Consider the following 19,536-nt stretch of genomic DNA (forward strand, 5'->3'; position numbering starts at 1 on the left):
CAGATGAACCTGCGCGCGCTGCGATTCCTGCTGGTGGACGAGGTGAACTCCTGGGGAGCCCGGCGGCGCGCGCGGCGAGCCCGCTGGCTCCGCCAGGCGTTCCCGGACCTGGCCGAGATGTCGGTGGTCGACCTCGGCGGCCGGCTGGACGACTGGCGACGCGCCCCGGTACGCCCCCGGCACGTCCACGTGATCACCCTCGAACCGGCGCCGGCCGAGGTGCCCGACTGGGCCGAGGTGGAGCAGGCTGACGTCTGCGAGCTGCCCGCCCACATCGCTGTCCGCCGGTACGACCTGGTCTTCTCCGACTCCGTCATCGAGCACCTCGGCGGCCACGAACGACGGCTGCGGTTCGCCGAGAACGTCCACGCGCTGGCTCGCGCGCACTGGATCCAGACGCCGTACCGGTACTTCCCGATCGAACCGCACTGGGCGGCCCCGGGGCTGCAGTTCCTGCCGTTGCCGGCCCGGATCGCGGTGGCCCGGCACTGGCCACCGGCCGCCCTCAGCCAGCCGGACCGGGCGGACCCGGCCGGCGCGGTGCGGTGGACCGAGTTGCTCGGCCTCACGCAGATGCGGGACTACTTCCCGCGCTCGGCCATCCGGGTCGAACGGCTGGCCGGCCTGCCGAAGTCACTGATCGCCGTCCGCGGCGGGGTGCCGGCCCCGCGACCGGCCGGCGCACCGGTCCCGGCCCGCCGGCCGGCGACCTCGCACTGGTGACCGGTCACCCGCTGAGCGTGAGGTGCGGCGAGGTGGCCTCGATCGCCCACTCCAGGGCGTAGTCGGCGATCTCCGCCCAGCCCTGCTCGCCGACCAGGAAGTGGCTGCGGCCGGGGAACTGCCGGAAACCGGTCAATGCGCTCGACCTGCGGTGGTGCAGGGCGTTGGACCGGGTCACCGAGAACGGCACCACGTGGTCGGCGGTGCCGGCGGTGAGCAGCAACGGCGGCCGGTGGTTGTTGCCGAAGCTGACGTCCAGCGCGCTGTGCGGGTCCAGGTTCGCCAGCACACCCTCGAAGAGGACGTGCCCGGCGGCCGGCACGTGGTACCGCTCGTAGAGCGGGCGCGCCTGCCCCTCGTCGAGAGTGTTGGTGAACGCGTAGTGGAACTGCCGGAAGGTCAGCGGCACCGCCCGGTGGCGGTTCGCCGGATTGCGCAGCACCGGGAACACCGACCGCAGTTCGGCCGGCGCCACCCGCACCACGCCCTTCACCGGGGCGGAGTCGATCGCCACCCCGGCCGCGCCGAGTCCCCGGTCGATCAGCACCTGGGTGATCGACCCGCCGAACGAGTGGCCCATGATGATCGGCGGCCTGGGCAGCTCCCGGACGATCCGGTCGTAGTGGTCGACGATCTTCCGCACGGTCAGCGCGGCGATCGGCGCCGGGTCGGCCCGCAGTTCCTCGACCGACCGGTCCATCCCCGGCCAGGCCGGCGCCAGCACCCGGAACCCGGCCGCCTGGTAGTGGTCGATCCAGCGCTCCCAGCTGCGCGAACTCAGCCACAGGCCGTGGATCAGCACGATGGTGTCGGCCGAGGTCCGACTCACCGGAGTCCTGTCCATCCCCGTTCCTCCCTCGACCACCGAAATCCGAAAGAGTCTGACGTGCTGCCTGCCCTTCCGTGCCGCGCGCTTACCCATCCACCTAACCGCTAACCTGGCTCCCATCAACCGAAGGCCGCAGGCATCGATTGCCTAGAATCCCTACATGACCGGATACCGCGACTTCCAGCCAGGCCTGAGATTCCTGCCGACACTGGTCATCGCCCCCGACGGTGACCGGATCGCCTACGTCGACGACGGCGACGGAAGCGGCCAGTTCACCCTAGTCACGCAATCGTTGTCCGATGGCAGCGCGCATCGGTTGACCGCCGGCAGCAATTCCGCAGTCCGTCGGGTCGCCTGGCACCCCAGCGGCGAATGGCTGTTGTTCCTCGCCGATGACAACGGGGACGAGAACACACAACTGCACCGGATCGCCGCCAGCGGCGGAACCCCGGTGCGACTGACCGACACACCGGACGTGCAGTTCTCGGCAGCCGAAGGCGATCCGTTCTCTCCCGACGGCCGGTTCATCGCATATTGCGGAAACGATCGGACTCCGGCCGATCAGGATGTACTGATATACGACCTGTCGGCCGGTGAGACACACCGTGTGTACGCCGGCGGCGGCAGGGCGTACCCCGGCCACTGGTCTCCCGACGGTACGAGGATCACCGTCGCCGAGTGGCGGACGACCAACAGTGATCATCTCGTATACGTCGCATCCCTCGACGGCACCGAGCCACGTCTGCTGACCCCGCGAAACGGTGTGGCGACCTATTGGCTGGGCCCGTGGCTACCGGATGGCAGCGGGTTCCTGGTCATGTCGAACGTCGACCGGGAGTTTACCGGTCTAGCGGTGATGGACGCGGACACCGGCGCCCTGACCTGGCTCGATACCCCGGAATGGGACGTTGAGGAAGTCGCCTTGTCCGGCACCGGGCGGGTTCTGGTGTGGAACGTCAACGTAGACGGCTTCTGCCAGTTGCGGGCGCGCGACCTCGCCACCGGGGCGGACATCCACATGCCGCAACTGCCTGGCGGTGCAGCGACCGGCCTCACGGTCTCGGCCGACGGACGCTTCGTCGTGCTGCGGCTCTCCACGGCGACCCGGCCGTGGAACATTCTCCTGATCGAACTTGAGACCGGGGAACTCAGGTGGCTCAGTGACGCCCGGCCGGTCGCGGCCGACCCCACCACCTTCGTCGAGCCGACGCTGATCCGCTATCCGGGCAGGGACGGCCGTCAGATCCCCGGATACCTCTACCGCCCGAAGCGGCGGGAGCCGGCCGGAATCCTCATCACGGTTCACGGTGGTCCGGCCTGGCAGGAGCGACCGGTCTACATGTACGACGGCTTCTACCAGCACCTACTCGCACAGGGGATCGGCGTCTTCCTCGGGTGCCCCAGCACGAAAGCGATCAGATCGTGAACCGGCTGCGGTCTCGCGGCGTGCAGGTGCGGTACGAAATCTTCCACAACGAAGGCCACGGCCTCCTCCGTCGCGACAACCAGGCCAAGTCACTCTCGGACGCCGGCGAATTCCTGATCGAACACCTCGGCGACTGACGGCCAGCCGACGGTTGGACCTCGCACCAACCCGGGTGATTCACCGGGATCGGATCACCGTTCCGTTACTTGGGCAACAAAGGCTCGCCACACTCGCGGCCCGAACACCAGCGTCGGTCCGGCCGGGTCTTTGCTGTCCCGGACCGCGACCAGACCGGGCAGGTTGTCGGCGATCTCCACGCAGTTGCCGCCGTTCCCGCTGCTCCTGGTGCTCTTGCGCCACATGGCTCCGGTCAGTTCCATGTCCCCGCGAACTCCCTGATCAACTCGATGGACTGCCGGTGCGGCAGTGCCTCGCTGCGACAAGACTCCCACGACGAGACCAGTCGCGCGACATCTGCCGCATCGCTGACTGTCTGACCCGACAGTTGATTGTCCAAGTGGGCCACGACCCGCGGTCCCGCCAGGTCAGCCAGGACAAACGGTCCGTTGATCCCGGCGTAGACCCCTGCCGAGAACGGCACGATGTGCACCCGCACGTGCGGGCGCTCGGCGGCCACGTCGACCAGGTGCAGCAGTTGCTCCCGCATCACATCCGGGCTGCCAACCCCTCGACGCAATGCGCCTTCGTCGAGCACGGCGGTGAGCACCGGTGGCGTAGTGCGCTCCAGGATGACCTGCCGCTCGATCCGGCTGATCACATGTCCGTCAACGTCCTCCGGGCCGATCAGCCCGGCGCCGGCGAGCACCGCCCTGGCGTACGCCGGGGTCTGCAGCAGGCCGGGGATCACCAGCGGTTCGTACGAGCGGAGCGAGATGGCCTCTCGTTCCACGTCCCGCCATGGCCGGAACCAGAGCATCTCCCGGCGGCGGTTGGGCCACAGCTTCTGAACGTCCTGGCGCAGGATGTCGGCAGCCATCTTGCGATGCCGAGGGTGCGGCACGCGTCCCGGGCTCAGCCATCGGGCGACCGTCTTCGGATCAACCCGGATCTTCTCAGCCAACGATTCGCAGGTTTCGCCTGCATTCGACATTGCTACGCGCAGAGTGTCGTTCATTCTTCGCCTCGCTCCGATGTGGACTGGAAACGTCCCTATGAACGTACCGAGGCAGGGCAGGCATGTCTGCGCTGTGCCCATAGATTGTCAGCAGGCGAAATTACCCTGTGTGCCCTGGCAGTGACCCCGAAGTGTCCGGTCAACCGATCGGCTCGCCGCAGCCCGCGCCGTTGAGTGGGTCGGGTCAGAACAGGGTGAGTTCGTCGCGTTCGATGCCGCGCAGCCGGTCGTAGTCGACCACCACGCAGCGGATGCCCCGGTCGGTGGCCAGCACCCGGGCCTGCGGCTTGATCTCCTGGGCGGCGAAGATGCCGGTCACCGGGGCCAGCAGCGGATCCCGGTTGAGCAACTCCAGGTAGCGGGTGAGCTGCTCGACGCCGTCGATCTCGCCGCGCCGCTTGACCTCCACCGCGACCGTGGCCGCGGCGCCGTCCCGGCAGAGCAGGTCGACCGGTCCGATCGCGGTCATGTACTCCCGGCGGACCAGCGTGAAGCCGTCACCGAAGGTGGCCGGGTTGGCGGCCAGCAACTCCTGCAGGTGCGCCTCGACGCCGTCCTTGCGCAGGCCGGGATCGACCCCGAGGTCGTACGAGATGTCCTGGAAGATCTCCTCCAGGGTGATCCGCAGTTCCTCACCGGCCTTGTTGACGACCTTCCACACGCCGGGCGCCTCGTGCAGCCGGCACGGCGGGCTCATCCAGTTCAGCGGCTTGTAGGCCCGGTCGTCGGCGTGGATGGAGACCGAGCCGTCGGCCTTCACCATCAGCAACCGGGTCGCCGGCGGCAGGTGCGCCGAGAGTCGTCCGACGTAGTCCACCGAGCATCGCGCTATCACCAACCGCACCCGACGAGGGTAGCCGAGCCGTCGGTCGGCGCGAGTCGGGCGCGGGTGGCGCGCCGGTGCGATATTGGGAACCGTGCTTGAAGTACTCACCGGAACCGGGCTCGCCGCATCGGCGGGGCTCAACGCCTACATACCCCTGCTCGTTATGGGCCTGCTGGGCCGCTACACCGACCTGCTCCACCTGCCCGCCGGCTCGCAGTGGTTGTCCAACGGTTGGGTGCTGCTCATCCTGGCGGTGCTGCTGGTGGTCGAGGTGGTCGCCGACAAGGTGCCGGTGGTCGACCACGTCAACGACATGGTGCAGACCGTGGTCCGGCCCACCGCCGGTGGGCTCGCCTTCGGCGCCGGATCCGGTTCGGACACGGTGACGGTCAGCGACCCGGGTCAGTTCTTCACCTCGCACCAGTGGGTGCCCGTGGTGGCCGGCATCGTGCTGGCCTTCGGCGTACACGGGGTCAAGGCCGCCGCCCGACCGGTGATCAACGCGACCACCGCCGGGATCGGCGCGCCGGTGGCCAGCACCGTCGAGGACGTCACCAGCGTGCTGATGTCGCTGGTGGCGATCCTGCTGCCGGTCCTGGTCCTGGCGTTCCTGCTCGGGATGGTGTGGTTCACCTTCTGGTTCGTGCGCCGCCGCAAGGACCGCCGGCGGGAGCGTCAGGCCGCCCGCGCCGCCGGCTTCCGGGTCTGACCCGGGCCGGCCGCAGACCCGGCCCGTCGCCGGTCGCTCCCCCGACCGGCGACGGGCCGCCCGCCGTCCGGGCCCCGGCGCCGCGCGACGCAGGGCCACGACCGGGTCGGACCGGGTACGCCGATCGGGGCGGCCGGCCGCGAATCGGCTCGGGCCCGCCGTCGGCGTTGCTACCGTCCACCCGACCGTCCGCGTCGACGTGAAGGGGGCCGCGCGATGGCCGGGGAGACCCAGATGCCGCAGGTCCGCGCCTGCGGCGTCCCGTCCTGCTCGTACAACCACGACGGGTGTCACGCGTTCGCGATCACGGTCGGCAGCAGTGCGCGGGCGCACTGCGAGACGTTCGTGGAGCAGCCGACCAAGGTCGGCGACGGCGGGATGGTGGCCCAGGTCGGTGCCTGCAAGCGGGCCGACTGCCAGCACAACGACGCGCTCTTCTGCCACGCCCCCACCATCACCATCGGGCCGGACGTCGACGCCGCCGACTGCCTCACCTACCGCCCGCGCTGAGCCTCCCGGATGACCGTGACCAGGTCGTCGACGATGCCGGTGCGGGTGAAGTCCTTGGGGGTGGAGACCCGGACCACGTCGGCCCGCCATTCGGTGACAAAGCGCACAGCGGGATGTGGGCCCGCACACCCCCGCGACCGGCGCCCCGAGGGCGGGTCGCATAGTTGACGGCATGGATGACCAACTCGCGATCTCCGTCCGGGGGTTGCGCAAGGCGTACGGCGACACCGTCGCGGTCGGCGGTCTCGATCTGGACGTCCGCCGGGGCGAGGTGTTCGCCCTGCTCGGTCCGAACGGCGCCGGCAAGACCACCACGGTCGAGATCCTGGAGGGCTACCGGCACGCCGACGCGGGCGAGGTACGGGTGCTCGGCGAGGACCCGGCCCACCCGAGCGCCGGCTGGCGCGCCCGGGTGGGCATCGTGCTGCAGGGCACCGGCGAGTTCGACGAGCTGACCGTCGCCGAGGTGGTCCACCACTTCGCCGCCTTCTACCCGGCGGCGGACGACCCGACGGAGGTGATCGCCCGGGTCGGGCTGGCCGGAAAGACCAGGGCCCGGACGCACACCCTCTCCGGCGGGCAGAAGCGCCGGCTGGACGTCGCCCTGGGCATCATCGGGCGGCCGGAACTGCTGTTCCTGGACGAGCCGACCACCGGCTTCGACCCGGAGGCGCGCCGCGAGTTCTGGGAGCTGATCCGGGACCTGGCCGCCGCCGGCACCACCATCGTGCTGACCACGCACTATCTCGACGAGGCCGAGGCGCTGGCCGACCGGGTGGGCGTGATCGCCGGCGGTCGGTTGATCGAGGTGGACACGCCGGCCCGGCTGGGCGACCGGGAGAACGCCCTGGCGACGGTCTCCTGGCGTACCCCGGAGGGAACGCCGCGGCAGGAGCGGACCGCGACGCCGGCGGCGCTGGTGGCCGAGCTGGCCGCGCGGGCCCGGTCGACCGGCGGTGACGGCGAGGTGCCGGGCCTGACCGTCACCCGCCCCACCCTGGAAGACGTCTACCTGCGGATGATCGGACACCGATGAGCGAGCGAGTTGTGACGTCGGCCCCGCCCGGGGCCACGACCACGCCGGTACGGCGGCGGGTCGGGCCGGTGGCGCTCGGCCTGCGCCAGGGCCGGCTGGAGATCCGGCAGTTCCTGCGCAGCCGGGAGTCGGTGGTCTTCACCATGCTCTTCCCGGTGGTGATGATCCTGATCTTCGCCTCGATCTTCACGGGCGACATCGGCGGCGGGGTGAAGTTCACCCAGTACTTCGTGACCGGCATGATCGCCACCGGCCTGCTCACCGTGGGCTTCCAGAGCCTGGCCATCCAGATCCCGATCGAACGGGACCGCGGCGTGCTCAAGCGGCTGCGCGGTACGCCGATGCCGAAGTGGGTCTACTTCGCCGGCAAGGTGGTCATGGTCGCGGTGATCGGGGTGGCCGAGACGGCCCTGCTGCTGGTCGTGGCCGCTCTGCTGTTCGACCTGAAGCTTCCGGACACCGCCGGCAAGTGGCTCACCTTCGGCTGGGTCGGCGCGCTCGGCATCACCGCCTGCACGCTGTGCGGCATCGCCTTCTCGTCGCTGGCCCGCACGGGTCGGGGCGCCCCGGCCACGGTCACCCCGGTGGCGCTGGTGCTGCAGTTCGTCTCCGGGGTGTTCTTCGTCTTCACCAGCCTGCCCAGCTGGATGCAGCAGCTGGCGGCGATCTTCCCGCTGAAGTGGATGTGCCAGGGCCTGCGGTCGGTGTTCCTGCCCGCGTCGTTCGGGGCGCAGGAACCGGGCGGGTCGTTCGAGCTCGGCAAGGTGGCCCTGGTGCTGGGCCTGTGGTGCGTCATCGGCCTGGTGTTGTGCCTGACCACGTTCCGGTGGACCACCAAGCGCGACGGCTGACGGCGAGGAGCAGGGCACCGGCCGGGGCCCTGCTCCTCGCGTGCCCCGGTCAGTACGAGTAGAAGCCCTGGCCGGTCTTGCGACCCAGGTCACCCGCGGTGACCATGCGCTGGAGCAGTTCCGGCGGGAAGAACTTCTCGTCGCCGGTGTCGGTGTAGATGTTCTTCGCGGCGTGCAGCAGCACGTCGGCGCCGGTCAGGTCGGTGGTGGCCAGCGGTCCCATGGCGTGCCCGAAGCCCAGCTTGCAGGCGGTGTCCAGGTCCTCCGCCGAGACCACGCCGGACTCGACCAGCTTGACCGCCTCGACCACCAGCGCGGCGATCAGCCGGGTGGTGACGAAACCGGCGATGTCCCGGTTGACCACCACCACGGTCTTGCCGATCTCCTCGGCGAAGGCCCGTACGGTGGCCAGCGTCTCGTCGCTGGTCTTGTACCCCCGGACCAGCTCGCACAGCTTCATCATCGGCACCGGCGAGAAGAAGTGGGTGCCGACCACCGATTCGGGTCGCCCGGTCACCGCGGCGATCTGGGTGACCGGGATCGCCGACGTGTTGGTGGCCAGCACGGCTCCCGGGGCGCAGATCTTGTCCAGCGCGCGGAACACCTCGTGCTTCACGTCGAGCCGCTCGAACACCGCCTCGACCACGATGTCGGCGTCGGCCGCGGCCTCCAGCTCGGTGGTCGGAGTGATCCGGGCCAGGGTGGCGTCCACGTCCGCCGGGTCCAGCTTGCCCTTGGCGGCGAACTTCGACAGCGACGTCCGGATCCCGTCCAGGCCCCGCCGGGTGGCCGCGTCGTCCAGGTCGCGCAGGGTCACCTGCCAACCCGCCTGGGCCGCCACCTGGGCGATGCCCGAACCCATCAGACCCGCGCCGATCACCGCGAGACGACCCGCCATCTGCTTCTCCCTCGCCTTGGAACCGCCAGCTCTGCCAGCACCCTAACCGGCCGCCCTGAACGACCGGTCAGGCGGTGCCGGCGGGCGCCCAACGGTGCCGGCGGGCGCCCAACGGTGCCGGCGGGCGTCCGGCGGCGGGGCGGCTCAGATGGCGAAGGCGGGTTCCTCGGGGGCGAGCGCCCGCTCGACGTGGACGCCCAGGGCCCGCAGGTCGGCCACGAAGTCCGGGTACCCGCGGTCGATGTGGTGCACCTGGGAGACCTCGGTGATCCCCTCGGCGCAGAGCCCGGCGATCACCAGGCCGGCACCGGCCCGGATGTCGGTCGCCTCGACGGTGGCGCCGGTCAACCGCTCCCGGCCGCGGACCACGGCGTGGTGACCGTCGGTCTTGATCTCGGCGCCCAGCCGGGTCAGCTCGCTGACGAACATGAACCGCCCGTCGAAGATGTTCTCGGTGATCATGGAGGCCCCCTCGCTGACCGAGGCGAGGCCGATGGCCATCGGCAGCAGGTCGGTGGCGAAGCCCGGGAACGGCAGGGTCACCACGTCGACCGCGCTGGGCCGGCGGTCCATCTGCACCCGGAAGGTGTCCGCCTGGGTCTCCACCAGGCCGCCGGCCGAGACGACCTTGTCCAGGGCGATCTCCAGGAACGCCGGGTCGACCCCGGTCACCGTGACGTCGCCCCGGGTCATCGCCGCGGCGAACGCCCAGGTGCCGGCGACGATCCGGTCCCCCACCGTGGCGTGCCGCACCGGCCGCAGCTCGGGCACGCCCTCGATCCGCAGCGTCGACGTGCCGACGCCGTCGATCCGGGCGCCCATGGCCGACAGCATCGTGCAGATGTCCACGATCTCCGGTTCCCGGGCGGCGTTGTCGATCTCGGTCACCCCGTGCGCCAGCACCGCCGCCATCACCAGGTTCTCGGTGGCGCCGACGCTCGGGAAGTCCAGCGCGATGTCGGCGCCGCGCAGTCCCCGCGGCGCCGAGGCGACCACGCAGCCGTGCTCACCGGAAATCTCCGCGCCCATCCGGGCCAGGCCGGAGATGTGCATGTCCAGGCCGCGCGACCCGATCGCGTCGCCGCCGGGCTGGGCCACCCGGACGTGGCCGCGCCGGGCCAGCAGCGGACCGAGGATGCAGATCGACGCGCGCAGCCGACGGACCAGGTCGGAGTCCGCCTCGGTGCCGGGCGCCGCCGGCACGTCGATGATCACCGAGCGGGACCGGGGCGGGGTGGGCGCGGCGGCGGCGAGGTCACCGGCCACACCGGCCTCGATATCGCGTACGGCGGAGGCGGCGACGTCGGCGGCCGGGGCGACCGCGATGTCGGCGGCACCCGGGTCCGGCACCCGGACCGGCAGGCCCAGCCCGTCGACCGGCATGCTGACCGGGTCCACCGCCGAGGACTCGTCGTCGCAGAAGGTGACCTCGCAACCCAGCCTGCGCAGCACCTCACCCATGATCGCGATGTCGGTGATCCGGGGAACGTTGGTGATCACGCTGCGGCCGGGGGCGAGCAGGGCCGCTGCCATCAACTTCAGCGCCGAGTTCTTGGCGCCGACCACGTGCACCTCACCGGCCAGCCGGGCCCCGCCGCTCACTCTGATCACATCCACGTCGGCCAGCGTAGGGTCGGCCGACCCGGCCGGCGCGCCGGCCGTGGTCGGCCACCGCTCCGCGACTCGGGCACCGGTCGTCCGTACGCTGTGCGTCATGGCCGTCCACCTCACCCGCATCTACACCAGAGCCGGCGATGCCGGCACGACCAGGCTGAGCAACAACGAACAGGTCCCGAAGACGGACCCCCGGATCACCGCGTACGCCGACGTCGACGAGTGCAACGCGGCGATCGGGGTCGCCCTGGCGCTCGGCCAGTTGCCCGACGAACTGCGACCCGTCCTGAGCAGCGTCCAGAACGACCTCTTCGACGTGGGTGCCGACCTGGCGAACCCGGTCGAGCCGGACCCGGCGTACCCGCCGCTGCGGGTCACCGAGGAGTACGTGAACCGCCTCGAAGGCTGGTGCGACGAGTTCAACGCACGGCTGGCCAACCTCGACTCCTTCATCCTGCCGGGGGGAACCCCGGGGGCGGCCCTGCTGCACGCGGCCCGTACGGTCGCGCGGCGGGCGGAGCGCTCGGCTTGGGCGCTGATCGCCGTCGAACCCGAACGAACCGGCCCACTTCCGGCAAAGTATCTCAATCGGCTATCCGATTTACTTTTCATCCTGGCAAGAACCGCCAACCCGGACGGGGACGTGCTCTGGGTCCCCGGCGGCAACCGCTGACCGGGACCGGTTACCCGACCTGGCCGGGGCGGAACCTGGCCCGGCCCGGTTACTGGCCGGCCCGGTTACTGGCCCGGCCCGGTCGGCGGCTGGGCGGAGGGCCGCGAGCCGGTCAGGCCGCGGGCCAGTCCTGGGAGGCCAAGCGCGGCGAGGCCGCCCCGGGTGGGGCGGCCTCGAGCCAGGAGGAGAATCCGGTGACGGTGGAGCGCGCCATGGCGATCTCGACCGGTGCCTGATAGCTGGTACAGCGGAGAATGATCCAGTCGGCCGGCATGGAGAGCCGTTCCTGCCCCTCGGGCAGTCGCCGCCGTTCCACCACCAGGCCCTGACGGGACAGCACCCGCTTGGGGCGCAGGGCCAGGCTGAACATCCGGTACCAGCGCAGTTCGTCGTCGCGGAACCGGCCGAAGCCGGGCGACCAGCCACGCCCGTCGAGCAGGGTGGTCACCCGTACGCTGAGCCGGATGATGCCGCCGCGGCGGCTGAACAGCGCCCGCCGGACGAACAGCGCCACGGTCACGACGACCAGGAAGAGGATCCCTAACCCTGCCCCTTCCAGAACCTCCATGGCCGTGGCCCGGTCAGCGGTTCGAAGCGGTGGCGGGGGTGGCGCTCTCCGCGAGCACCGTGACGCCCTCACCGGTCACCGAGAGGAATCCGCCGGACACCTCGTAGGCGATCTGCTCGCCACCGGCCCGCTTGATGCGTACCTGGCTCGGCTCCTTCAGCAGGCCGAGCAGCGGGGCGTGGCCGGGCAGCACGCCGAGTTCGCCCTCGGTCGTCCGGGCGACGACCATCTCGGCCTCGCCGGTCCAGAGCTTCTCCTCGACGGACACGACCTCGACGTGAAGCTGCTTTGCCACGCTGTCTCCTTTGCGCGCCGACGGGAACATGGAAATTCTAGTCCCGACCCGGGTCGCCGTCCGAGGCGGGTGCCGGGCGGCCCGGGACCGGGCGCCGGCCGGCGGCGGGTCGTCGCCGATCCTGCCTACTTGTCCTTGTTGACCAGTTCCGGGTGGCCGGCCAGGAAATCGTCCGCCGTTCCGGCGAGCATAGCGGCGAAGAACTGCTTCGCGACCGGTTCCAGCGCCTCGCCGCGGTAGTTCGCGCCGACGCCGATCCCGCCGCCCGGGAACCTGACCATCTCGATCGATTCCGACCGCAGGTTGCGCAGCGCGAACCCGAAGTCGGCGACGCTGCTGCCCCGGCCGTTGAAGATCAGCGACTCACCGGCGGCCCGCAGCACCGAGTCGAGCTTGAGCGGGTTGGTCACCACGTCCCGGCTGAAGGCCTGCTCGACCATCGCCTTGACGAACTGCTGCTGGTGCCGCTGCCGGTCGTAGTCGCCGTTCGGCAGGCCGTAGCGCTGCCGTACGTAGTCCAACGCCTGCCAGCCCTTCAGGTGCGCCGGACCGACCGTGTACGTGGCCTGCGGCCCGACGTAGCCCTCGCCCCACTTCTTCCCCTCGCGGTACGAGCCGTCCGGCCTGCGGTGCTCGGACTTGACGTCGGTGTCGATGTACATGTCGACCCCGCCGATCGCGTCCACGATCTTCTGGAAACCGCTGAAGTTGATGATCGCACCGGCGTCGAACCGCTTGATCCCGGTGTAGTTGCTCACGGTCAGGGCGAGCAGTTCGAACCCGCGTACCGGATCGGGCCTGACCTGGCCGGGCACCCGGCTGCCGTACGCCATCGCGGCGTTCAGCTTCTCGGTGGAGCCACCGAAGCCGGCCTTCGGGAAGGCCGGGATGTCGACCACCAGGTCCCGGGGCATGGAGAACAGGTACGCCCGGTCGAGCCCCTCGGTCACGTGCATCACCATGACCGAGTCCGACCGGGGCGGTTCGTTCTCCTGGCCCTGCCGCGGGTCGATCCCGACCAGCAGCAGGTTCAGCGGCCCCTGGATGGAACTGCGCTTCGGCGGCGGCGTGGCGCCCAACGCCTCGTCGCCGAAGAGGTCTCCCTGGGCGACCGCGCCCTGGTAGCGGGCCAGCAGCACCTCGGAGCCGACCAGGACGCCCCCGCTGAACAGCATCAGCAACGCGCCCGAGATCGTGCACAGCCAGGCCCAGCGGGGAGCCCGGGGCGACCTGCGGGTGGCCGCCGGTCGGCCCGCGGGCCGGGCCCCGGCGTCGGCGACCGTGGGCTCCGCGGGTACGGCGTCGGCACCGGCCTCGGCCCGGGGTGCGGCCTTGGCCCTGGGCATGGCCTTTTTCCGCTTGCCCTTGCTTGCCAACGAAGCTCTCCGTTCGTCACGCCCTGCGGCCGGGTGGGCGCCGGCACCACCGCGGGAGGCCGGTGACGCGCGTTGATATGAGGCTACCTCGCGGGTGTGAAGATCCCGTTCGGGTGCCCATGCACGAAGGACCGCGTCGGCTCTGCGCCGGCGCGGTCCTTCGTGGACCCCTCGGAGAGGCTCAGCTCTCCTTCATCAGCTCCTTGGCCTTGCGCTCCAGGTCGTCCAGGCCACCGCACATGAAGAAGGCCTGCTCGGGGAAGTGGTCGAACTCGCCCTCGCTGATCTTCTTGAACGCCTCGATGGTCTCCTTGATCGGAACCGTCGAGCCCGGTACGCCGGTGAACTGCTCCGCCGCGTAGGTGTTCTGCGACAGGAAGCGCTCGATCCGGCGGGCCCGGGTCACCGTGAGCTTGTCCTCCTCGGACAGCTCCTCGATGCCGAGGATGGCGATGATGTCCTGCAGGTCCTTGTACCGCTGCAGGATCCGCTTCACCTCGGAGGCCACCGCGAAGTGCTCGGCGCCGACGTACTGGGCGGACAGGATCCGGGAGTAGGACGCCAGCGGGTCCACCGCCGGGTAGATGCCCTTGTCGGAGATCGACCGCTCCAGGTTGGTGGTCGCGTCCAGGTGAGCGAAGGTGGTCGCCGGCGCCGGGTCGGTGTAGTCGTCGGCGGGCACGTAGATCGCCTGCATCGAGGTGATCGCCTGACCCCGGACCGAGGTGATCCGCTCCTGCAGCTCGCCCATCTCGTCGGCCAGGGTGGGCTGGTAACCCACCGCCGAGGGCATCCGGCCGAGCAGGGTGGAGACCTCGGAACCGGCCTGGGTGAAGCGGAAGATGTTGTCGATGAAGAGCAGCACCTCCTGCTTCTGCACGTCCCGGAAGTACTCCGCCATGGTCAGCGCGGACAGCGCCACCCGCAGCCGGGTGCCCGGCGGCTCATCCATCTGGCCGTAGACCAGCGCGGTCTTGTCGATGACGCCGGACTCGGTCATCTCGGCGATGAGGTCGTTGCCCTCACGGGTGCGCTCACCGACGCCGGCGAACACCGACGTACCACCGAAGTTGTTCGCGACCCGGGTGATCATCTCCTGGATCAGCACCGTCTTGCCCACGCCGGCGCCGCCGAACAGGCCGATCTTGCCGCCCTTGACGTACGGGGCGAGCAGGTCGATGACCTTGATGCCGGTCTCCAGCATCTCGGTCTTCGGCTCCAAGTCCGCGAAGGCCGGGGCCTTGCGGTGGATCTGCCAGCGGTCGGAAACCTCCAGCCGCTCGCCCTCACGCAGGTTCAGGCACTCGCCGATGGCGTTGAACACGTGGCCCTTGACCCCGTCGCCGACCGGCACGGTGATCGGCGAGCCGGTGTCCCGGACCTCGGTGCCGCGGACCAGGCCGTCGGTGGGCTGCATCGAGATGGCCCGGATCACGTTGTCACCCAGGTGCTGGGCGACCTCCAGGGTCAGCGTCTTCTCGCCGCCGGACAGGGTCACGTTCACGTGCAGGGCGTTGAACAGGTCGGGCATGCCGTCGCGCGGGAACTCGGCGTCGACGACCGGGCCGATGACCCGGACCACCCGACCGGTGGCCGTCTTGGTCTCCGCCGGTCCGCCGGCGGTTGCGGATACAGTCATCACACTTCACTTCCCGACGCGGCCAGCGCGTTCGCGCCGCCGACGATCTCGCTGATCTCCTGGGTGATCCCGGCCTGGCGGGCCGAGTTCATCTCACGCGTGTACTTCTCGATCATCTCTTCGGCGTTGTCCGTCGCGCTCTTCATCGCCCGCCGGCGGGCCGCCGACTCGCTCGCCGCCGACTCCAGCAACGCCGCGTAGATCCGCGTGTTGATGTACTTCGGCAGCAGCGCGTCCAGCAGCGCCTCGGCCTCCGGCTCGAACTCGTACGACGGCAGCAGGGTCTTCGGCGCCTCCGACCGCGGCCGGTTCTCGACCTGCATCGGGCCGAGGATCCGGGTCACCGGGGTCTGCGTCATCAGCGACTTGAACTCGGTGAAGACGATGTGCAGCTCGTCCACGCCGCGCACCCCGTCCACTCCGCCGTGCTCGTCGGTGTCGTCCGCGCCGTGGGTGAACGCCTTGATCAGCGTCTCACCCACCTCCCGGGCGTTGGCGAAGTCCGGCTGCTCGGAGAAGCCGGTCCAGCTCGCCTCGACCGGCCGGTCCCGGAACTTGTAGTACGTCACGCCCTTGCGGCCGATGACGTACAGCACCGGTTCCTTGCCGTCCGCCCTGAGCCGGGCGATCAGCGACTCGGCCTGCCGGATGGCGTTGGAGCTGTAGCCACCGGCCAGACCGCGGTCCGAGGTGATCAGCAGCACGCCGGCCCGACGGACCCGCTCGCGCGGGGTGAGCAGGGGGTGATCGATGCGCGCGTTGGACGCCAGGGCGGTGAGCACCCCGGTGATGGCCTGGGCGTACGGCAGGGACGCCGTCACCCGCGCCTGGGCCTTGGCGATCCGGCTCGTCGCCACGAGCTCCATCGCCTTGGTGATCTTCTTCATCCCCTTCGCCGAGCGGATCCGCTGGCGAAGAACGCGTACCTGGGCGGCCATCGATCAGCCCTACTGCTTCTCGGCCGGGGCGTTGGCGCCGGAGGACTCCACCGGACGGTCGGTGCTGCCGTCCCGGAACCGGGTCACCGTCTCCCGGGCCTGGTCGCCCTCGAGCGCCTTCGCCGGCGCCTCGTTCACCCGGCGCTCGTCCTCCTTGCCGAGGAACATCTGCTTGAACCGGGCGACCGCGTCGTCGAGCGACGAGATCAGGTCGTCGTCCCACTTGCCGTCGCCGATCGAGGCGAGCACGCCCTGGTGCTGGTGGCGCAGGTACTCCAGGAACTCCGACTCGAACCGCCGGACCTCACCCACCGGGATGTCGTCCAGCTTGCCCTCGGTGCCGGCCCAGACCGAGACGACCTCGTCCTGCACCGGGTACGGCGAGTAGTTCGACTGCTTGAGCAGCTCGACCAGCCGGGCACCGCGGTTCAGCTGGTCCTGGGAGGCCTTGTCCAGGTCGGAGGCGAACGCGGCGAACGCCTCCAGCTCGCGGTACTGGGCCAGGTTCAGCCGCAGCGAACCGGCGACCTTCCGCATCGGCTTCACCTGGGCGGCACCGCCGACCCGGGAGACCGAGGTACCGACGTTGATGGCCGGCCGGACGCCCTGGTTGAACAGGTCGGTCTCCAGGAAGATCTGGCCGTCGGTGATCGAGATGACGTTGGTCGGGATGAAGGCCGAGATGTCGTTGGCCTTCGTCTCGATGATCGGCAGGCCGGTCATCGAGCCGCCGCCCATCTCGTCGGAGAGCTTCGCGCACCGCTCCAGCAGCCGCGAGTGCAGGTAGAAGACGTCACCGGGGTACGCCTCGCGGCCCGGCGGGCGGCGCAGCAGCAGCGACACCGCGCGGTACGCCTCGGCCTGCTTGCTCAGGTCGTCGAAGACGATCAGGACGTGCTTGCCGCCGTACATCCAGTGCTGGCCGATGGCCGAGCCGGTGTACGGGGCGAGGTACTTGAAGCCGGCCGGGTCGGAGGCCGGGGAGGCGACGATGGTGGTGTACTCCATCGCGCCGGCCTCCTCCAGCGTGCCCTTGATGGACGCGATGGTGGAGCCCTTCTGGCCGACCGCCACGTAGATGCAGCGGACCTGCTTCGCCGGGTCACCGGAGCGCCAGTTGTCGAGCTGGTTGATGATCGTGTCCACCGCGACCGTGGTCTTGCCGGTCTGCCGGTCACCGATGATCAGCTGCCGCTGGCCGCGACCGATCGGGGTCATCGCGTCGATGGCCTTGATGCCGGTCTGCAGCGGCTCGGAGACCGACTGCCGGGACATCACGTTCGGGGCCTGCAGCTCCAGCTCGCGGAAGCCCTCGTTGGCGATGTCGCCGAGGCCGTCGATCGGCGCGCCGAGCGGGTCGACCACGCGGCCCAGGAAGGCGTCGCCGACCGGCACGGAGAGCACCCGGCCGGTCCGCTTGACCCGCTGGCCCTCCTCGAGGCCGGCGAAGTCGCCCAGGACGACGACACCGATCTCACGGACGTCGAGGTTCAACGCCACGCCGAGCGTGCCGTCCTCGAACTCCAGCAGTTCGTTGGTCATGGTCGAGGGCAGGCCCTCGACGTGGGCGATGCCGTCACCGGCGTCGGCGACGGTGCCGACCTCCTCGCGGGAGACGTCGGGCGAGTAGGAGGAGACGTAGCGCTCCAGGGCGCCGCGGATCTCCTCCGTCGAGATGGTCAGCTCGGCCATCCTCTGCTTCCTCTATTCGGGGCCCGGAGTTAACTCAGAGCGGCGGGTCGGTACGGCTGTCAGTTCTTGCGACGCTTCGCGGGGCTGCTCAGCGCTTGGCGAGCGCGTTGCGGGTTTCGATGAGCCGCCGGAGCACGGTGCCGTCGTAGAGGTCGGCACCGATCTGCACGCTCATCCCGCCGAGGATCTCGGGGTCCACCGTCTGCTTGACGCTGACCTCCCGACCGTATAGCTCGGTGAGCCTGCTGCCCAACCGGTGCTCCTCGTCCTCGGCGAGCGGGGCCGCCACGGTCACGTACGCCACCTGGCGGTCCCGCCGGTCGGCGGCGAGTTCGACCAGGCGGGTCAGCGCGCCGCTGACGGAGCGTCCGCCGAAGCCGGCGAGCGCCACCTCGACCAGCCGCACGGTGGTCGGCTTCGCCTTGCCCTCGAGCAGAGCGCGGGTCAGCTCGGCCCGCTGGGCGACCGGCGCGATCGGGTCGGACAGCGTGTTGCTCAGGTCGGCGTCCGCGGCGACCACCTGGCCGAAGCGGAACAGCTCGTCCTCGACCTCACCGAGGTCGCCGGCCCGGTCGGCGCCGGCCAGCAGCGCCTCCACGCCGAGCCGCTCGGCGGCCTCCAGCAGCTCGGACGGTGCCGACCAACGGCCGCCGGCCAGCGCGCCGGCCAGCTCGACCGCGTCCGCGTCGATCTTGCCCTGGACCAGGCCGGTCAGCAGACCCGCCCGGTCGGCACCCGGACGGGCCGGGTCGCTCAGCGCCCGACGCAGCCGGGGCTGCTCACGCAGCAGCCCCGCGACCGCGAGCAGGCCGTCGGCGACGGCGGCCAACGCCGCCGGCTCGGCGCCCCGCGCGTACGCGTCGAGGCGCTCCGCCGCGGCGGCGTAGGACTCCCGGCTGGCGGCCTGCATCAGCTCGTCCTTACGGCGGAGCCGTTGCCGGAGCCGGCCGTCTCGAGCCCGGCCAGGAACCGCTCGACCGTGCCCTTGCGACGCGCCTCGTCGGCCAGCGACTCACCGACGATCTTGCTGGCCAGGTCGACCGCCAGGCCACCCATCTCGGTGCGCAGCTCGCGCACGATGGTCTGCCGCTCGGCGGCGAGTTGCTCCTTGCCGGCCGTGATGACCCGGTCGGCCTCCTCGCGCGCCTTGGCCAGCACGTCGTTGCGGATGCCCTCGGCGTCGGCCCGGGCGTCGTCCCGGATCCGGGCCGCCTCGGTACGCGCCTCGGCGAGCTGGGCCTTGTACTGCTCCAGCAGTTGGTTGGCCTCGGCCTGAGCGTCCTCGGCGCGCTTGATGCCGCCCTCGATCGCGTCGACCCGGGCCTGGAAGGTCTGCTCCATGCGCGGGAAGACGAACTTCGCCAACACGACGTAGAGCAGGACGAAGGCGATCAGCCCGACCACGATCTCCTGCCAGATCGGCAGGATCGGGTTGTGCGCGCCCTCGGCAGCGAGTGGGAACACGGCAAACCTCCGGTTCGAGGGGGTTCGATCAGGAGGCGCTGAACGCGTAACCGAACGCGATGCCCAGCAGGGCGAGCGCCTCGACCACGGCGAAGCCGATCCAGACGTACGGCAGGGTCAGCCGGGACGACTCGGGCTGCCGCGCGGTCGACTGGATGTACGAGGCGAAGATCAGGCCCACGCCGATGCCCGGGCCGATGGCCGCGAGGCCGTAGCCGATGGCGCTCAGGTTGCCGACGATGTTGACGGCTGCGAGGTTCATTACGGGATTCCTCCTGGTTATCTCGCGTGAGATGTTCACGCGGGACGACTGACGGGCTGTGCGGTTGTGACG

The 19,536-nt window shown here is 70.4% G+C and carries 24 protein-coding genes; 8 read left to right on the plus strand and 16 right to left on the minus strand.

The annotated features are described in order from the left end of the window. Positions 1-3: 3 nt before the first annotated feature. A complete protein-coding gene (locus ACFOX0_RS24615; RefSeq protein WP_377550123.1) occupies positions 4-723 on the plus strand; it encodes a class I SAM-dependent methyltransferase in 720 nt (239 codons plus the stop codon). Positions 724-727: 4 nt separating this feature from the next. Here the strand turns inward: ACFOX0_RS24615 and ACFOX0_RS24620 are convergent, their stop codons facing one another. Next, positions 728-1,567, minus strand: a complete 840-nt coding sequence (locus ACFOX0_RS24620) for an alpha/beta hydrolase (RefSeq protein WP_377550125.1) — start codon at positions 1,565-1,567, stop codon at positions 728-730. A gap of 145 nt (positions 1,568-1,712) precedes the next feature. Here ACFOX0_RS24620 and ACFOX0_RS24625 point away from each other — a divergent pair, with 145 nt between their 5' ends. After that, positions 1,713-2,978, plus strand: a complete 1,266-nt coding sequence (locus ACFOX0_RS24625) for a S9 family peptidase (protein WP_377550127.1) — start codon at positions 1,713-1,715, stop codon at positions 2,976-2,978. After that, entirely contained in the window at positions 2,975-3,115 is a 141-nt protein-coding gene (locus tag ACFOX0_RS24630; RefSeq protein ID WP_377550129.1) for a prolyl oligopeptidase family serine peptidase, read from the plus strand. Before ACFOX0_RS24625 ends, ACFOX0_RS24630 begins: the two co-directional genes overlap by 4 nt. 54 nt (positions 3,116-3,169) lie before the next feature. Here ACFOX0_RS24630 and ACFOX0_RS24635 read toward each other — a convergent pair whose 3' ends face one another. From ACFOX0_RS24635 to nucS, 3 genes are all read right to left on the minus strand, one after another. After that, entirely contained in the window at positions 3,170-3,358 is a 189-nt protein-coding gene (locus ACFOX0_RS24635; RefSeq protein WP_377550131.1) for a DUF397 domain-containing protein, read from the minus strand. Then, positions 3,349-4,113, minus strand: a complete 765-nt coding sequence (locus ACFOX0_RS24640) for a Scr1 family TA system antitoxin-like transcriptional regulator (protein ID WP_377550133.1) — start codon at positions 4,111-4,113, stop codon at positions 3,349-3,351. The genes ACFOX0_RS24635 and ACFOX0_RS24640 overlap by 10 nt, the downstream gene beginning before the upstream one ends. 184 nt (positions 4,114-4,297) lie before the next feature. Continuing rightward, a complete protein-coding gene (gene nucS / locus ACFOX0_RS24645) occupies positions 4,298-4,957 on the minus strand; it encodes an endonuclease NucS (protein ID WP_377550135.1) in 660 nt (219 codons plus the stop codon). A 73-nt stretch (positions 4,958-5,030) separates the two neighbouring features. Here nucS and ACFOX0_RS24650 point away from each other — a divergent pair, with 73 nt between their 5' ends. Both ACFOX0_RS24650 and ACFOX0_RS24655 read left to right on the plus strand, forming a co-directional pair. Further along, positions 5,031-5,648, plus strand: a complete 618-nt coding sequence (locus ACFOX0_RS24650) for a DUF4126 domain-containing protein (RefSeq protein WP_377550137.1) — start codon at positions 5,031-5,033, stop codon at positions 5,646-5,648. Positions 5,649-5,864: 216 nt separating this feature from the next. Further along, positions 5,865-6,158, plus strand: a complete 294-nt coding sequence (locus ACFOX0_RS24655) for a DUF1540 domain-containing protein (RefSeq protein ID WP_377550139.1) — start codon at positions 5,865-5,867, stop codon at positions 6,156-6,158. On the opposite strand, the gene ACFOX0_RS24660 is transcribed toward ACFOX0_RS24655, so the two are convergent. After that, positions 6,143-6,265, minus strand: coding sequence for a hypothetical protein (locus ACFOX0_RS24660; protein ID WP_377550141.1), 123 nt, complete (start codon positions 6,263-6,265; stop codon positions 6,143-6,145). The genes ACFOX0_RS24655 and ACFOX0_RS24660 overlap by 16 nt on opposite strands. A gap of 65 nt (positions 6,266-6,330) precedes the next feature. On the opposite strand from ACFOX0_RS24660, the gene ACFOX0_RS24665 reads away from it, so the two are divergent. Beyond that, the gene (locus tag ACFOX0_RS24665) at positions 6,331-7,194 is read left to right on the plus strand and encodes an ABC transporter ATP-binding protein (RefSeq protein ID WP_377550143.1); all 864 of its coding nucleotides are present in this window, start codon (positions 6,331-6,333) and stop codon (positions 7,192-7,194) included. Continuing rightward, positions 7,191-8,045, plus strand: coding sequence for an ABC transporter permease (locus ACFOX0_RS24670; RefSeq protein ID WP_377550145.1), 855 nt, complete (start codon positions 7,191-7,193; stop codon positions 8,043-8,045). The genes ACFOX0_RS24665 and ACFOX0_RS24670 overlap by 4 nt, the downstream gene beginning before the upstream one ends. Before the next feature lie 49 nt (positions 8,046-8,094). On the opposite strand, the gene ACFOX0_RS24675 is transcribed toward ACFOX0_RS24670, so the two are convergent. Both ACFOX0_RS24675 and murA read right to left on the minus strand, forming a co-directional pair. Beyond that, a complete protein-coding gene (locus ACFOX0_RS24675; protein WP_377550147.1) occupies positions 8,095-8,943 on the minus strand; it encodes a 3-hydroxyacyl-CoA dehydrogenase family protein in 849 nt (282 codons plus the stop codon). A 144-nt stretch (positions 8,944-9,087) separates the two neighbouring features. Beyond that, positions 9,088-10,659, minus strand: a complete 1,572-nt coding sequence (gene murA, locus ACFOX0_RS24680; protein WP_377550149.1) for a UDP-N-acetylglucosamine 1-carboxyvinyltransferase — start codon at positions 10,657-10,659, stop codon at positions 9,088-9,090. Between murA and ACFOX0_RS24685 the strand changes: the two genes are divergently transcribed. After that, a complete protein-coding gene (locus tag ACFOX0_RS24685; protein ID WP_377550152.1) occupies positions 10,658-11,230 on the plus strand; it encodes a cob(I)yrinic acid a,c-diamide adenosyltransferase in 573 nt (190 codons plus the stop codon). The genes murA and ACFOX0_RS24685 overlap by 2 nt on opposite strands. A gap of 112 nt (positions 11,231-11,342) precedes the next feature. Here ACFOX0_RS24685 and ACFOX0_RS24690 read toward each other — a convergent pair whose 3' ends face one another. From ACFOX0_RS24690 to ACFOX0_RS24730, 9 genes are all read right to left on the minus strand, one after another. Further along, on the minus strand, positions 11,343-11,798 hold the full coding sequence (locus tag ACFOX0_RS24690; protein WP_377550154.1) for a DUF2550 domain-containing protein: 456 nt from the start codon (positions 11,796-11,798) through the stop codon (positions 11,343-11,345). A gap of 13 nt (positions 11,799-11,811) precedes the next feature. After that, complete coding sequence (locus ACFOX0_RS24695; RefSeq protein WP_377550156.1) at positions 11,812-12,093, minus strand: F0F1 ATP synthase subunit epsilon; 282 nt, start codon at positions 12,091-12,093, stop codon at positions 11,812-11,814. A gap of 125 nt (positions 12,094-12,218) precedes the next feature. Further along, complete coding sequence (locus ACFOX0_RS24700; protein ID WP_377550158.1) at positions 12,219-13,439, minus strand: LCP family protein; 1,221 nt, start codon at positions 13,437-13,439, stop codon at positions 12,219-12,221. 211 nt (positions 13,440-13,650) lie between these two features. After that, a complete protein-coding gene (gene atpD, locus ACFOX0_RS24705; RefSeq protein WP_377550160.1) occupies positions 13,651-15,108 on the minus strand; it encodes a F0F1 ATP synthase subunit beta in 1,458 nt (485 codons plus the stop codon). After that, complete coding sequence (locus tag ACFOX0_RS24710; protein WP_377550162.1) at positions 15,108-16,046, minus strand: F0F1 ATP synthase subunit gamma; 939 nt, start codon at positions 16,044-16,046, stop codon at positions 15,108-15,110. Before ACFOX0_RS24710 ends, atpD begins: the two co-directional genes overlap by 1 nt. A 9-nt stretch (positions 16,047-16,055) precedes the next feature. Further along, positions 16,056-17,738: a F0F1 ATP synthase subunit alpha gene (gene atpA, locus ACFOX0_RS24715; protein ID WP_377550164.1), complete on the minus strand. Its 1,683-nt coding sequence runs from the start codon at positions 17,736-17,738 to the stop codon at positions 16,056-16,058. An 88-nt stretch (positions 17,739-17,826) separates the two neighbouring features. Further along, entirely contained in the window at positions 17,827-18,648 is an 822-nt protein-coding gene (locus ACFOX0_RS24720) for a F0F1 ATP synthase subunit delta (protein WP_377550166.1), read from the minus strand. Beyond that, positions 18,648-19,202, minus strand: a complete 555-nt coding sequence (locus ACFOX0_RS24725; RefSeq protein ID WP_377550168.1) for a F0F1 ATP synthase subunit B — start codon at positions 19,200-19,202, stop codon at positions 18,648-18,650. Before ACFOX0_RS24725 ends, ACFOX0_RS24720 begins: the two co-directional genes overlap by 1 nt. 28 nt (positions 19,203-19,230) lie before the next feature. Beyond that, positions 19,231-19,464, minus strand: coding sequence for a F0F1 ATP synthase subunit C (locus ACFOX0_RS24730; RefSeq protein WP_377550170.1), 234 nt, complete (start codon positions 19,462-19,464; stop codon positions 19,231-19,233). Between the last annotated feature and the right edge of the window lie 72 nt (positions 19,465-19,536).

It is taken from the genome of Micromonospora zhanjiangensis (assembly GCF_042650605.1).
In the GTDB taxonomy this organism is placed as follows: Bacteria; Actinomycetota; Actinomycetes; order Mycobacteriales; family Micromonosporaceae; genus Micromonospora_J; species Micromonospora_J zhanjiangensis.